The organism is Leucobacter viscericola (assembly GCF_011299575.1).
Lineage (GTDB): Bacteria > Actinomycetota > Actinomycetes > Actinomycetales > Microbacteriaceae > Leucobacter > Leucobacter viscericola.
Map to the genome: position 1 here is coordinate 1,770,639 of NZ_CP049863.1, position 12,930 is coordinate 1,783,568.

Genomic DNA, 12,930 nt, shown 5'->3' on the forward strand with positions numbered 1-12,930 from the left:
TTGCCAGGGGCACCGGCCTAGAGTAGAAGCGTGGCAGTGCATACTGAGCAACCAGGCAGCTCCGGATCCCCCGAACCTAAGGGTTCTCGCAAGCCCCGCAGGGGTGGCAAACCCTCGGCGGTGAGCAGTACTCCGAAGGGGCCTCGAGCCTCGCTTCGAGAGCTTGTGCCGTTCCTGTTCGAGCAGCGCAAGCTACTGACGCTTGCGCTGGTGCTTGGCCTCGTGGCCGCCGTCGCCTCGCTGCTGCAACCGATTTTGCTCGGGCAGGTCATCACGCGAGTTGAGGGTGGCCTCGCGCTCGACTGGATTCTGGTGGGCCTCTCGGCCATCGTCATCGTCGGCGCGGTGCTGAGCGGTCTGCAGCACTACGTGCTGCAGCGCATGGGCGAGGGTGTGGTGCTCAACAGCCGCAAGCAGCTCATCGCGAAGATCTTGCACCTGCCGATCTCGCAGTTTGATCGCCGCCGCACTGGCGATCTTGTGTCGCGCGTTGGCAGCGACACGACGCTGCTGCGCGCGGTGCTCACGCAGGGATTCGTTGAGGCGATCAGCGGGCTACTCGTGTTTGTGGGCGCCCTCATTGGCATGCTCGTGATTGATCCCGTGCTGTTTGCGATCACCTTTGGTGTGATTCTCGTCGCCCTCGTGGTTGTGGTGATTGTGTCGGGCAGGATCAGGCCCGCCGTCGCCAGGTCTCAAGAAAAGGTGGGCGACCTCGCCGCCCAGGTGGACCGCACCATCTCGTCCATTCGCACGATTCGTGCAGCGGGTGCCGCAGAGCGCGAAGAGCAGGCGACCGTGCGCGACGCGTCTGAAGCGTATGTGCTTGGTGTGAAGGTCGCCAAGATTTCGGCGTTTATCGTGCCGGTGTCGTTCCTCGCGATGCAGCTTTCGTTTTTGGTGGTGCTCGGCCTCGGCGGGTACCGCGTGGCGACCGGTGCGATCACCATCGCGCAGCTGGTCACCTTCATCATCTTCCTGTTCCTGATGATCATGCCGCTGGGCCAGGCCTTCGGCGCGATCACCGCGATCAACCAGGCGCTCGGCGCGCTCGGGCGCATTCAAGAAATCGCGAACCTGCCCTCGGAGACCGATAACGATGTCGAGCTCTCGCCGATCGGTCAAATTGTGCCGCTCAGCGAGGTGCGGCGCGAAGACGCCCCAGCGCTCAGCTTCTCTGACGTGCACTTCACGTACCGCTCGGCGGCCCCGGATCGCGCAGACGCCCGCGCGCTCGTGAGTCGCGGCGCGAAGCGCGACGCCGAGGCAGCCCCGGCCCGCATCGTCGAGACCCCGGTGCTGCACGGTGTGACCTTCGATGTGCCCCGCGGGTCCCGAGTCGCTCTCGTTGGCCCCTCCGGCGCCGGCAAGTCGACGATCCTGGGTCTTATCGAGCGCTTCTACGATCCGGAGTCGGGTTCTGTTTCGCTGCACGGGGCAGACCTACGCACCCTGGATCGCGCAGAGCTGCGGGCTCAGATGGGCTATGTCGAGCAGGACGCGCCCGTGCTCGCGGGCAGCCTGCGCGAGAACCTACGCCTAGCGGCTCCTGACGCCTCAGACGCGGCCTGCGAGCGCGTGCTGCGGGCAGTGAACCTTGGTGGCCTGCTCGACCGCACAGCGGCGGGTATGGAGTCGGGATCCCCCCTCGATCTGCAGGTCGGCGAAAACGGTGTGATGCTCTCGGGCGGCGAAAAGCAGCGCCTCGCTATCGCGCGGGCGCTGCTCACGGCTCCGCCGATCCTGTTGCTTGACGAGTCGACCGCCAGCCTCGACGGTGTCAACGAGCGACTGATGCGCGACGCTCTCGACTCGGTCTCGACCGGGCGCACACTCGTGGTGATCGCGCACCGCCTGGCGACCGTGGTCGACTCAGACAAGATTGTGGTGCTCGACGAGGGTCGGGTGATCGGCGAGGGCACCCACGAGGAGCTCATCGAGAGCACCCCGCTCTACCGGGATCTCGCGGCGCACCAGCTGCTGGTGGCAGATACCGAGGCTTGAGCGGGCTTTCTACTTCGCGAACTTGCGATCATAGCGCTGCAGGAACGCGGCGAACGCGGCCCTTGAGGTCGCGCCTTTCTCGTCGAAGAACACCGTGCCGTTGGGCAGCCTGTTGCCAGTCGTGATGCCGTTCGCGTACATCCAGCGAATCTCTCTGTAGAACTTCGACTTCGGAGTGATGTCGACGAGCGGCTGGCTCGCGCTCGGTTTGTAGTTCTTCGTGCCGCTGAGACGGTAGAGGAACGCCGCCATCGCCTCACGACTGATGCTGTCTTGAGGTTTGTAGAGGGGTTTGCCGCCGCTCGGGTTCTTCGAGCCGGTTGCGAGGCCGTTGGCCTTCATCCAGCGAATCTCTTTGTAGAACTTCGTGTTCTTGTTGACGTCGGCAAAGGGCTCGGGGCCAGTTGGTGTGTAGTTCGTCGTTTTGTTGTAGCGGTAGAGGAACGCCGCCATGTCGGCGCGAGTGACGTTGCCCGATGGGTTGAAGTTACCGGCCTTGTCACCGGTCGTGATGCCCTTGCCCGCGAGCCAGCGAATCGCGGCGTTGAACTTGTGATTGTTCGGCACATCGGCAAACACCGGGTTCAGGTCGGTTGAGAGCGTGAGGCGACCATTGGGCCAGCGGTGCACGTTGGTGATGCGCAGGGTTCGCATGCCCTGCTGACCACCGTAGGTATAGGCGTGGTAGGCGAAGCGGGTCGTACCGTCACCGGGCTGAAAGAGGCTGCCGCCGCCGGGGCCCTGCACCGATCCTGAACTCGACATGAGCCGATTGCCCGCCGGACGGTAGCACGCGGCCGTTGGCCCCTTCGGGCAGATCGCGTAACCGGTCGCGTAGTTGCTCGTGTTGTTGGGTCCGGGGTAGTAGTCACCGCCCGCGTAGAAGAGATAGCTCGTGCCGCCAATGGTCGCCATCGAGGGATTCTCGATTGTGTTGACCTCCCAGGTGCCCGGCGACATGTCACGCGCGAGCAACTGGACGAAACGACCGGTGAGGCCACCCGTGGTCGTGTTGATCGGCTGAGCGTAGAGCCCCTGCGTCACACCGGCCTGCCCCTGCCCCTTCCAAAGCAGGTACCACTTGCCGTTGTAGGAGACGGGTTCGGGATCAATCGCGCCGCCGGGGTCGGAGTTCTGGCACTGCACCGGGGCTCCACCGTTGGCGTAGCCATAGGGGCCGCCCGGCTTGGACGACGTTGCCACCGCGATGCAGAACGAGCCGTCTGGTGCGCCGCCCGCCTGGCCGGGGTAACGCGTGCGCACCGACATGTAAGCGAAGTACTTATTGCCGATTTTGGCGACGCCCGGAGCCCAGTTCTCCTGGGTCATCCACCCGCGAGCGTCGGGGCCGATCGGCACCGCCCAACTGGGTCGCTTCGAAACGAGTCCGTCAACGTTGAACCAGGTCTCGCGCTTCTCCTCGAAGCTGCCCGCGGCCGTGTTCGTGTAGCGGTGGTTGCGAATCTCAGCGGGGATCGCGGGATCGGTGCGAGGGTTGTAGTTGTTTCGGTCTGCAGACTGCCACGTGTCTTGCCACTTTGGCTGCGAGCTGTAGATGTTCGGGTACCAGTTTTTGAGGTCGGTACTGCGCAGCACCGGCAGCCGCAGGTTGCTGGTGGTCGTGCCGAATGCGTAGTAGACGGTCTTGCCGTTTTCGACCACCGGCAGAACCGTGGGGTCTGCGAACGTGCCCGTGTAGCGGCAGCTGGGGCGCATCCAAGCTTCGGACCCAGCACACCAGTTTCGCGCGGCTGCCCTGGCTGAGGCAGGCGGAACCGGTTCGGTTTCGATGTTCTGAATTGGCTCAAGGGGTCCGGGGTTTATGCCGGGCCCCGGTTCTGTCCCGTTCGGATCCTGCGGGTCCGGTTCGGGAGTCTCGGGTGGCGCGGGTGTTTCCGTACCTTCACCGTCTGGTGGAATGGGGTCGGTGGTCTCTGGATCGGTGGTTTCCTGGTTGGTATCACCGGGAGGGTTCGTTGCGGGATCGCTTGGTTCTGGCGTGGGATCCGGCGATTGCTCGGCGCTTATGCCGTTGCCGTTCATGCCACCGTCGGGGGTTTCGCTCTTTGCGAGTGCATTGCCCGCGGTCGTGAACCCAAAAATCAAAGCGGCTGTGACGATCGCAGTGACAGAACCCCGCAAAAAACGCACAGCAACCTCCGACCGAAGTGAGACACTTCCAGTGTAGGTAACTTTACGTCTGTTGCTAAATTAAGCGGTCACAACAATATCGACAGACACCACCCCGGGTTCACCCGAGGACACTGTTACATACATTTTGTTGGAGCCGCCTGTCGGATTTGAACCGACGACCTGTTCTTTACGAGGGAACTGCTCTACCCCTGAGCTAAGGCGGCCTGCGTGCGAGAACGCTCGCGCACACGAGGTAACACTCTAGCACGGAGGCGGGCCGCAGTTCACATCGAGGAGAGGCCCAGCCTCGACCCTGCGTTTCAATGCCGAGAGTGCAGCCTAGAACCGCAGTTTCGGCTGCGGAATGCACTCTCGGCAATCGGCCTCGCCGCTACTTGCAGCGGGTTCCCTCCGGGGGCACTGTTCCTTTCAAAAGGTACGCATCGACCGCGTCGTTGACGCAGGCGTTGCTTCCGTACGCGGTGTGCCCCTCACCCTCGTAGGTCAAAAGCACTCCGCTATCGAGCTGCTTGGTCAACGACTCGGCCCAGCGGTACGGGGTCGCGGGATCGCCCGTTGTGCCCACGACCAGGATCGGATCGGCGCCCTTCGCTTTGACCGCGGTTCGTTCGGTTCCCGTGTATGGCCAGCCCGCACAGCCGAGGTCACCGTAGCCCTGGAAACGCCCAATGGTCGGGGCAATCTTGGCGAGTTCGGCTGCTTCCTTGCGCATGCGGTCAGCGTCAATGTCGCTCGGGTAGTCGAGGCAGTTGATCGCCGAGAACGCCTCGGTGGAGTTGCTCGTGTATTTACCGTTCTCGCGGTCGTAATAGAAGTCAGCGAGCGAAAGACCGACATCGGCGTTGCCATCGGCCACGGAGGTGAAGAGCTGGTCGAGATATGGCCAGTTGCTCTGCGAGTAGAGCGGAGTGATGATCGCGGTGAGCATCGTGCCCGAGGTGAACATGCGTCCGTCAGACCCCTTCAGCGGCTTCGCGTCGACGCCGTCAAGCAGGCTTCCGATCGAGGCCATGGCCTCGTCTACGCTGCCGCTCAACGGGCAGTTGCTGCGCTTCAGGCAGTCCGTCACGTACGCTCGCAGGGCCTGCTCAAACCCGAGCGTCTGCTCGCGAACGACCTCTCCCAGAGAGGTCGTGGGGTCCATTGCGCCATCAAGCACTAGTCGCCCGACCTTATCTGGGTAGGCATCGGCAAACCGGGCGCCAATGTAAGTGCCGTACGAGTAACCGAGGTAGTTGAGCTTCGGATCGCCCACGATCGCACGCATCATGTTGAGGTCTTGCACTGTAGAGGCGGTGCTGACGTGCCCGAGCAGCGCACCGGAACTCTTGGCGCACGCCGCACCGAAGTCAGCCGATTCCTTTTCGGCCGCGGCGATCCACTCGTCGCTTCCCTCGGTCAAGCCGTCTGCCGGGCTGACACCAAACAGGTACTTGTCCATTCCCGCCGCATCAAGGCAGGTGACGGGGGTGGATTTACCGACGCCTCGCGGATCCCACCCGATCACGTCGTATTGCTGCTGCACCGCGGGCTCCACGGCCGAGTTGACGCTGTCCAACACAAAGTCGGCACCGGAGGCGCCCGGCCCACCCGGGTTCACAAACAGTGAACCGATCGGCTTGCCGTTCTTCGCCGGCTGCTTCACCATGTGCAGCGTGATCTTCTCACCCGACGGATCTTTCCAGTCGAGAGGGGCATACACGTCTGCACACTGCATACCGGTGCCACACGACTGCCAATTTGGCTGCTGCTTTTCGAAGTCCGTCGCCGTGCCCTTTGGCTCCTCGGGCAGCTTCGTTGCCACCGTGGTCGACCCCGCGTCACCCTGAGCGGTCAGGATGAGCGGGAAGATAATGAACGCGGCCAACGCGACCACGGCAACCATTGAGATGATCGCGATCGTAACCGGACGTTTGAGAATCGCGCGCTTCACCGGCTCGGCCGGCTCAGCCGGTGGCATTCCCTGCAGCTCGGGAGGCACCGGTGGCACGGGAGGTCGAGGGGTCTCGGGCATCCCCGGCGTTCCAGGTACTTCGTTCACTACATGCTCTCTCTATTGGATACTTTTTCCGCGATCACTCCGGCAAACAACGCCTCAAGCACCAGCCCGGGAGTGATCCCTCGAGTGAGACGCACGCGGGCAGTCTCAATGGCGGTCACCATCGCGAGGGCGTGTTCTGGGCTCCAGCGCTCTGCGAGATCTGTGATGCGGTCGGCCTGCTCCAGGTTCACGAGCTCCGGCTCGGCTCCCAACGCGGTCAGCAGCACGTCTCGATAGAGCGACAGGAGGTCGGTGAGAATGCGGTCGATACCGTCTCGCAGACTACGAGTTGCCCGCCGCTTTTGGTCTTCTTCGAGCGCCTTCATCTGAGAACGCATCTGGGGTGGGATCGCGGCGCCGGGGGCAAGCCCGAGGCTGCGCATGGCGCTGTCGCGTTCAGTCGCGTCGAGCCGCTCGGTCAGTGCAGCAGCATCGGCCTCCGCCACTTTCACGAGGGATCCGGCGGCGTGCATTGCATCACCAAGCGTCTCAATGCCGAGTGCGATGTTGATCGTGCGGTCACGACGTTCCATAGATTCGGGATCAGTCGCGAGTCGCCTCGCCATGCCGATGTGGCTCTGTGCGAGTCTCGCCGCCCGCTCAGCATCGACCTCGCTCGCGCCGTCTCGCTCGTGCAGCAACCTCGCAATATCACCGGCGCTCGGCGTGACGAGCCGCAGCGAACGGGCCCTCGACCGAATCGTCGGCAGCAGGTCGGCCTCACTCGGTGCACACAGTATCCAGATGGTGCGCTCGGGTGGTTCTTCGAGTGCTTTCAGCAGCACATTCGAGGTGCGCTCGGGCATTCGATCCGCGTCTTCGATCACAATCACGCGGTAGCGGCCCTCAGCCGGGGAGTAGTGGGCGGTCGCGACGATCTCGCGGGCTGCCTTGATATCGATCACAAGCTTTTGTGTTGTGAGCACTCCCAAGTCGGGGTGCGTCTGAGCTTGCACCTGCTGAAAGACCGCCTCGCGGTCATCTTCGCTGCGCGCGATTAACGACGCTGCAAAACGAAAGGCCAGGTTCGAGCGGCCCGATCCTGGTGGCCCAGTAATCAGCCAGGCATGGGCGCCGGGCGCCTCGGACTCGCGCTGCAGCGTCTGCACCGCCTCAGGTTGCCCCACAATCTCTGACCAAAAACTCACGCGCCAAGCGTATCGCGAGCCACTGACAACGGCTGACTGAAGCCGCAAAGCGCCCTGCGGTGAACGCAAGTCAACCGAAAGAGCAACCATAACGTTGGGTCGCGTTCACGCGGTGGCGGGGCGGCATCGAAATGGCGGGGCGGCATGGATGCAGACCCTACAGATCGACGTAGCCGATCCCACCCGCCTCTACTCGCGCAGCGCCCGCACTCAGCTCGGCGGCGAGCGCGGTGAGCCCGGCGACTTCTTCTTCGGCGATCTCGAACCCCTGGGCAACCTCGTCGCTGTACTCAGCGGCACCGATCCCGTACCCGCGTCGCCTGGCCTCGGCCTCAATCTGGGCCGCAACTTCGTACGACGATCGCACCGTCACCTCGCGCCGCAGCCCTCGCCGCACGCGCGTTGCCTCCAGCACAGCCCCGGCCACAGCGGAGCGGTACGCGCGCGTCAGGCCACCTGCACCCAGCAGCACTCCCCCGAAGTACCGCGTCACGACTGCGACCACATCGCTGAGACCAGCTGACGTCAGGGCATCGAGCATGGGAGCTCCCGCCGTGCCGCTCGGCTCACCGTCATCGTTGGATCGCTGCACGCGGCCGTCCGCTCCAATCACAAACGCCGAGCAGTGGTGTCGTGCCCGTGGGTGCTCGGCACGCACAGCAGCAATGACCTCGCGCGCTGCCGCCTCGTCTTCGACGCGCTCGAGCCGGGAGATAAAGCGGGATCGCGAGATCTCAATCTCGGTCTCAACCGCTTTTGCGATCGTCTCGTACTCGGCTGCCATTCCTCCATTCTGCCGGTTTGCGCGTGCGGTCACGCTATCCTTGCGAGCATGGCCGTACGAGTGGATAGCTGGGTGTGGGCGGTGCGACTCGCAAAAACGCGCAGTCAGGCAACAACCATGTGCCGTGGTGGCCACGTTCGTGTGAACGACCAGACCGCAAAGGCCGCGCAGCCGGTGAAGGTCGGTGACGTGGTTCGCGTGCGAATCCGCGGCTTCGACAAGATCTATCGAGTCACCGGGCTTGCAACTCGGCGCGGCAGTGCGACCGAGGCGGCGAAGCACTTCGAAGATCTGACTCCACCGCCACTCCCCCGCGTCGAGCAGCCTGCCGCTGTGATTCGGGATCGCGGCGCCGGTCGACCAACCAAGCGTGAGCGTCGGGATATCGACCGCCTGCGCGGGCGTGACGTGGATCCGCTCGAGTAGAGGCTGCTCCCAATCCCAACCTGTCCGGCCCAGCAGGTCGCCCCTTCCCCGTCCCCTGCCTCCGCTCCCGCGCCCGCGCCCCGGTCGCCTACCTCTGTCCACTCTTCGGGCATGCCCGCTCCCGCACCCGCACCCGCACCCGCACCCGCGCCCGCGCCCGCTCTCTCACGTCGGCCGGTACTCACACACCAGCCGGTCAAAATTCCAGGTTTACAACCGGCTGACGTGTGAGTACCGGCCGACATGGTGGTCGAGTTGAGTGCAGAACATAGGGCACAAAGCACAGGGCGCAGGGTGCAGTACACCGGGCACTAGGCGCCAGGCACCAGGCACAGGCACAGGGCGCAAAGCCACAAGGCACACCCGGGTAAACTCAAGGGGTGGCCGCGCTTACTGACTCAAACGCAACGCTGCACCTTTCTGCAGCCGAGTGGCAAGCGCGAGCGGCCGAGCACGAAGCCCGAGCCGACGCGCTCACCGCGGGCCACCGCGAGCGCAAACTGCGCGGTGAGAAGCACCCCATCGAAGACTTTTTGTGGCACTACTACTCGGTGAAACCGCGGGAGCTGCGGCGCTGGCACCCGGGCGCGGGCGTTGTGCTCGAGGGGGCGGATCGCGGATCCTGGCGGCACTACAGGACCGTTGCGGCGAGCCCGCACAGTTCAGGACCTGACCCCGCGACCGACCCTGTCACGATCGGCGCTGAAGTCTTCGCCGATGCTCAGAACACCGACTCAATGGTCGATCTCACCGAGTTCTTCGCGACCCGCGGCGGCACCGTCGACTACGTCGAAAACCTGCTCTCGGCAACCCTCGAACGCACCCCGCGCTACGGCTGCTTCGGTCTGCACGAGTGGGCGATGGTTTACCGCATGACTTCCGAGCAGCTGCGCCACAGCGCGCTCCCCCTGCGCATCGGCCACGAGGCAACGGACTTGGTCGTGGAACAGCACCCGATTGCGTGCACCCATTTCGACGCGTTCCGCTTCTTTACGCCCGAGGCAGCACCACTCAACACGCTGCAGCCGACGCGCGAATCTCAACCCGCACTGGAGCAGGCCGGTTGCCTGCACGCGGGCATGGACGTCTATAAGTGGGCATCGAAGCTCGGGCCAATCGTGCCCGGCGAGGTTCTGCTCGACGCCTTCGAGCTCGCCCGCGACATTCGTGTGGTCGACATGCAGGCATCGCCCTACGACGTGAGTTCACTGGGGCTCCCCGCGATCCCAATCGAAACCCCGGAGGGTAAGCGCGAGTACACGCAGCTGCAGCGCGGATTCGCCGAGCGCGGCAATGCGCTGCGGGAGCGTGTAATTGCGGCGATTCGGCGGGCTCGCGCTTTGCGGCCGGTCTGAGATTCTGCTCGCCATGGCCCCGGAGGATCACCCCGGCCAACGGACTGCAAGCCGCAAAGCTGACCTAGCTAAAACAGCGTCGGAGCGGGCACCCCTGGCGGTAGGGATTCGGGTTGCGGGGCTGCGATCCGCGGGCCCGGCTGCCATTCCAGCCCGTAGCGCCTGATGAGCGGGCGGATCCGCGCGGCGAGCGCAACGCGGTACTCTTTCAGAGCCCGGCTCGTGCTGCCCGGATACAACGCCCGATAGGCCCCGAGCAGCTCGGGATGCTCCCGCTCGATCCAGGCGAAGAACCACGGCTTCACGTGCGTGCGCAGGTGCAGAGCGCCGTACATGACCGATCGGGCTCCCGCGTCGCGAATATCACGCAGCAGGTCGTTGAGCTGTGCCGGGGAATCAGTGAGGTGCGGCAGCACGGGCATCACAAACACGTCGCAGGGCAGGCCCGATTCTCTCGCGGCGGCGACCGTTTCGAGTCGCGCTTTCGTTGAAGGCGTGCCCGGTTCGACGGACTGCTGCAGCTCAGGATCGCCGATAGCTATCGACATCGACAGGTTTACGGGCGCGCGTTGCGAGGCGTCTACGAGCAGCGGCAGGTCGCGGCGCAGCAGGGTTCCCTTTGTCAGCACCGAGAGCGGCGTCGCCGACCGGCTCAGCGCCGAGATGATGCCCGGCATCAGTCGGTATCGGCCCTCGGCCCGCTGGTATGGATCAGTATTGGTGCCGAGCGCCACCCACTCCCGCTGCCACGATGAGCGCGCAAGTTCGCGAGAGAGCACCTCGGCGACATTGACCTTCACGATGATCTGGGAATCGAAATCTTGACCGGTATCGAAATCAAGATAGCGGTGCGAGCCCCGCGCAAAACAGTAAACGCAGGCGTGGGAGCAGCCGCGATACGGGTTGATGGTCCAGGAGAACGGCATCGACGACCCACCGGGCACCTTGTTCAAAGCGCTCCTCGCGAGCACCTCATGAAACACCACACCTTGGAACTCGGGCGCGCGCACGGTGCGCAGGTGCCCGGGGACCGCCGCGACCTCGGCGAGGCCGAGTCCGGGCAGCGCAGGGTCAGCGACCCCCGTTACACTCTGCCCGCTCCACCTCACGCGACCATTCGAACATATGTTCGAATAAATCGCAAGGGGTTGTCGTGGTTTGTTACGCGGTGGGCCGTGCCTGATCCGCGATGTGATTGTGGTGCTGGATCACCTCTGCGACCACAAAGTTGAACCACTTCTCGGCAAACTCGGGGTCGAGGTGCGACTCTTCGGCGAGGCTACGCAGTCGCGCAATCTGCCTGGCCTCGCGCGCGGGATCCGAGGCCGGCATGTCGTTCGTCGCCTTCAGCTCGCCCACCTCTTGTGTGCAGCGAAACCGCTCGGCGAGCATGTGGACAAGCGCAGCGTCGATGTTGTCGATGCTCGAACGCAGACGATTGAGACGCTGCTGCGGATCCTGCTCGGCACTCACGAGCACGCCCTAGCCGAGCAGGTCGTGGCGAACCACAACCTGTTCGCGCTCGGGGCCAACACCGATGGCCGAGATGCGGGATCCGCTGATCGCCTCGAGCGCGAGAATGTAGTCTTGCGCGTTCTTCGGCAGATCCTCGAACTTGCGAGCACCCGAGATGTCTTCGGACCAGCCCGGGAACTCCTCGTAGATCGGCGTCGCGTGGTGGTAGTCGCTCTGGTTGACGGGCATCTCGTCGTGGCGCACCCCGTTCACGTCGTAGGCGACGCAGACCGGGATCGTGTCGAGACCAGAGAGCACGTCGAGCTTGGTGAGCACGAAATCGGTGACCCCGTTGATGCGGGCCGAGTAGCGCGCCATCGGAGCGTCGTACCAGCCGCAGCGGCGCGGGCGACCCGTGGTCGTGCCGAACTCGAAGCCCTGCTTGCGCAGGTACTCGCCCGACTCGTCGAAGAGCTCCGTCGGGAACGGGCCCGCGCCGACGCGCGTCGTGTAGGCCTTGATGACCGAGATGATGCGATCTAGCTGGTGGGGCGGCAGCCCCGATCCCGTGCTTGCGCCGCCCGCTGTTGCGTTCGACGAGGTGACAAACGGGTAGGTGCCGTGGTCAATATCGAGCATGGTGGCCTGACCTGCCTCGAACAGCACGGTCTTGTCGTCCTGCATTGCGTTGTGCAGCAGCAGCGCGGTATCGCACACCATTGGCTCGAGCATCTCGCGGTAGCTCAGCAGATCCTCTACGACCTCGTCGGCAGAGATAGCCCTGCGGTTGTAGATCTTGACGAGCACCTGGTTCTTGAACTCGAGCGCCGCCTCGACCTTCTGGCGCAGGATGCCCTCGTCGAAGATGTCTTGGATGCGGATGCCGACTCGGTTGATCTTGTCGGCGTACGCAGGACCAATGCCGCGACCGGTGGTGCCGATCTGACGCTTGCCAAGGAAGCGCTCGGTGACCTTGTCGAGGGTGCGGTGGTAGGCCGTGATGACGTGCGCGTTGGCGCTCACCTTGAGGCGGGAAACGTCGACGCCGCGACCGCCGAGAGCTTCGAGTTCCCCCTTGAGCACCTCAAGATCAACGACGACGCCATTCGAGATGACGGGTGTGACACCCGGGGTCAGAATGCCGGACGGCAGCAGATGCAGCGCGTACTTCTCTTGCCCCACGACAACGGTGTGACCGGCGTTGTTACCGCCGTTGAACTTGACGACATAGTCGACTCGGCTTCCGAGCAGGTCGGTTGCTCGACCCTTACCCTCATCGCCCCACTGGGCACCGGTGATGAGCACTGCGGGCATTTCAGCCCCTTCCTTTGACGGTGGCAGTTACCGGCCTAGTCTAGCGAGGACCGCCGACAACGCGGGTTCGCCCCTGTTTTTCGGCCCCTGCCGCTCGCTCCTGCCGTCGAGAGGCCATGGTTTCGTCGAGAGGCCATCGTCTACGGTGGCCTCTCGGCGAGTTCATGGCCACTCAGCGCAGCGGGTGGGGCGTGCCGGCGCGGGTTGGCCGGGTTGGGCGGATTGGCCGGGTGAGGCGGGTGGGTGGGT

General features: G+C 64.3%; 10 protein-coding genes and 1 tRNA gene. 3 read left to right on the plus strand and 8 right to left on the minus strand.

Going from position 1 to position 12,930, the window contains the following annotated elements:
• The first annotated feature begins 36 nt into the window (after nt 1-36).
• Nucleotides 37-2,004 carry an ABC transporter ATP-binding protein gene (locus G7068_RS07960; RefSeq protein WP_166293066.1) on the plus strand — a complete coding sequence of 656 codons (1,968 nt, stop codon included), beginning with the start codon at nt 37-39 and terminating at the stop codon, nt 2,002-2,004.
• A gap of 9 nt (nt 2,005-2,013) precedes the next feature.
• On the opposite strand, the gene G7068_RS07965 is transcribed toward G7068_RS07960, so the two are convergent.
• The 5 genes from G7068_RS07965 to G7068_RS07985 form a co-directional block, all read right to left on the minus strand.
• Nucleotides 2,014-4,155, minus strand: coding sequence for a family 43 glycosylhydrolase (locus tag G7068_RS07965; RefSeq protein ID WP_166290919.1), 2,142 nt, complete (start codon nt 4,153-4,155; stop codon nt 2,014-2,016).
• 131 nt (nt 4,156-4,286) lie between these two features.
• Nucleotides 4,287-4,361 (minus strand) — tRNA-Thr (locus tag G7068_RS07970).
• A gap of 167 nt (nt 4,362-4,528) precedes the next feature.
• Nucleotides 4,529-6,199 (minus strand): alpha/beta hydrolase, encoded by a 1,671-nt coding sequence (locus G7068_RS07975; RefSeq protein WP_244304787.1) that lies wholly within the window; start codon nt 6,197-6,199, stop codon nt 4,529-4,531.
• Nucleotides 6,199-7,347 carry a DNA polymerase III subunit delta' gene (locus G7068_RS07980; RefSeq protein ID WP_166290921.1) on the minus strand — a complete coding sequence of 383 codons (1,149 nt, stop codon included), beginning with the start codon at nt 7,345-7,347 and terminating at the stop codon, nt 6,199-6,201. The genes G7068_RS07975 and G7068_RS07980 overlap by 1 nt, the downstream gene beginning before the upstream one ends.
• Before the next feature lie 157 nt (nt 7,348-7,504).
• Nucleotides 7,505-8,131 carry a YigZ family protein gene (locus tag G7068_RS07985; RefSeq protein WP_166290923.1) on the minus strand — a complete coding sequence of 209 codons (627 nt, stop codon included), beginning with the start codon at nt 8,129-8,131 and terminating at the stop codon, nt 7,505-7,507.
• A gap of 48 nt (nt 8,132-8,179) precedes the next feature.
• Here G7068_RS07985 and G7068_RS07990 point away from each other — a divergent pair, with 48 nt between their 5' ends.
• Together G7068_RS07990 and G7068_RS07995 are read left to right on the plus strand one after the other, a co-directional pair.
• Nucleotides 8,180-8,557 (plus strand): RNA-binding S4 domain-containing protein, encoded by a 378-nt coding sequence (locus G7068_RS07990; protein ID WP_166290925.1) that lies wholly within the window; start codon nt 8,180-8,182, stop codon nt 8,555-8,557.
• Between the two features lie 380 nt (nt 8,558-8,937).
• Nucleotides 8,938-9,912, plus strand: coding sequence for a 3-methyladenine DNA glycosylase (locus G7068_RS07995; RefSeq protein ID WP_244304788.1), 975 nt, complete (start codon nt 8,938-8,940; stop codon nt 9,910-9,912).
• Between the two features lie 68 nt (nt 9,913-9,980).
• On the opposite strand, the gene G7068_RS08000 is transcribed toward G7068_RS07995, so the two are convergent.
• The 3 genes from G7068_RS08000 to G7068_RS08010 are packed head-to-tail and all read right to left on the minus strand — an operon-like array spanning nt 9,981 to nt 12,681.
• Complete coding sequence (locus G7068_RS08000; RefSeq protein WP_166290927.1) at nt 9,981-11,021, minus strand: Rv2578c family radical SAM protein; 1,041 nt, start codon at nt 11,019-11,021, stop codon at nt 9,981-9,983.
• Nucleotides 11,022-11,073: 52 nt separating this feature from the next.
• Nucleotides 11,074-11,385: a chorismate mutase gene (locus tag G7068_RS08005; protein ID WP_166290929.1), complete on the minus strand. Its 312-nt coding sequence runs from the start codon at nt 11,383-11,385 to the stop codon at nt 11,074-11,076.
• Nucleotides 11,386-11,394: 9 nt separating this feature from the next.
• Nucleotides 11,395-12,681: an adenylosuccinate synthase gene (locus G7068_RS08010; RefSeq protein ID WP_166290931.1), complete on the minus strand. Its 1,287-nt coding sequence runs from the start codon at nt 12,679-12,681 to the stop codon at nt 11,395-11,397.
• Between the last annotated feature and the right edge of the window lie 249 nt (nt 12,682-12,930).

What these genes read in the sequence shown, in the direction of transcription:
- G7068_RS07985 (WP_166290923.1), bottom strand. Translation starts at nt 8,131, where the DNA reads ATGGCAGCCGAGTACGAGACGATCGCAAAAGCGGTTGAGACCGAGATT.
- G7068_RS07990 (WP_166290925.1), top strand. Translation starts at nt 8,180, where the DNA reads ATGGCCGTACGAGTGGATAGCTGGGTGTGGGCGGTGCGACTCGCAAAA.
- G7068_RS08010 (WP_166290931.1), bottom strand. Translation starts at nt 12,681, where the DNA reads ATGCCCGCAGTGCTCATCACCGGTGCCCAGTGGGGCGATGAGGGTAAG.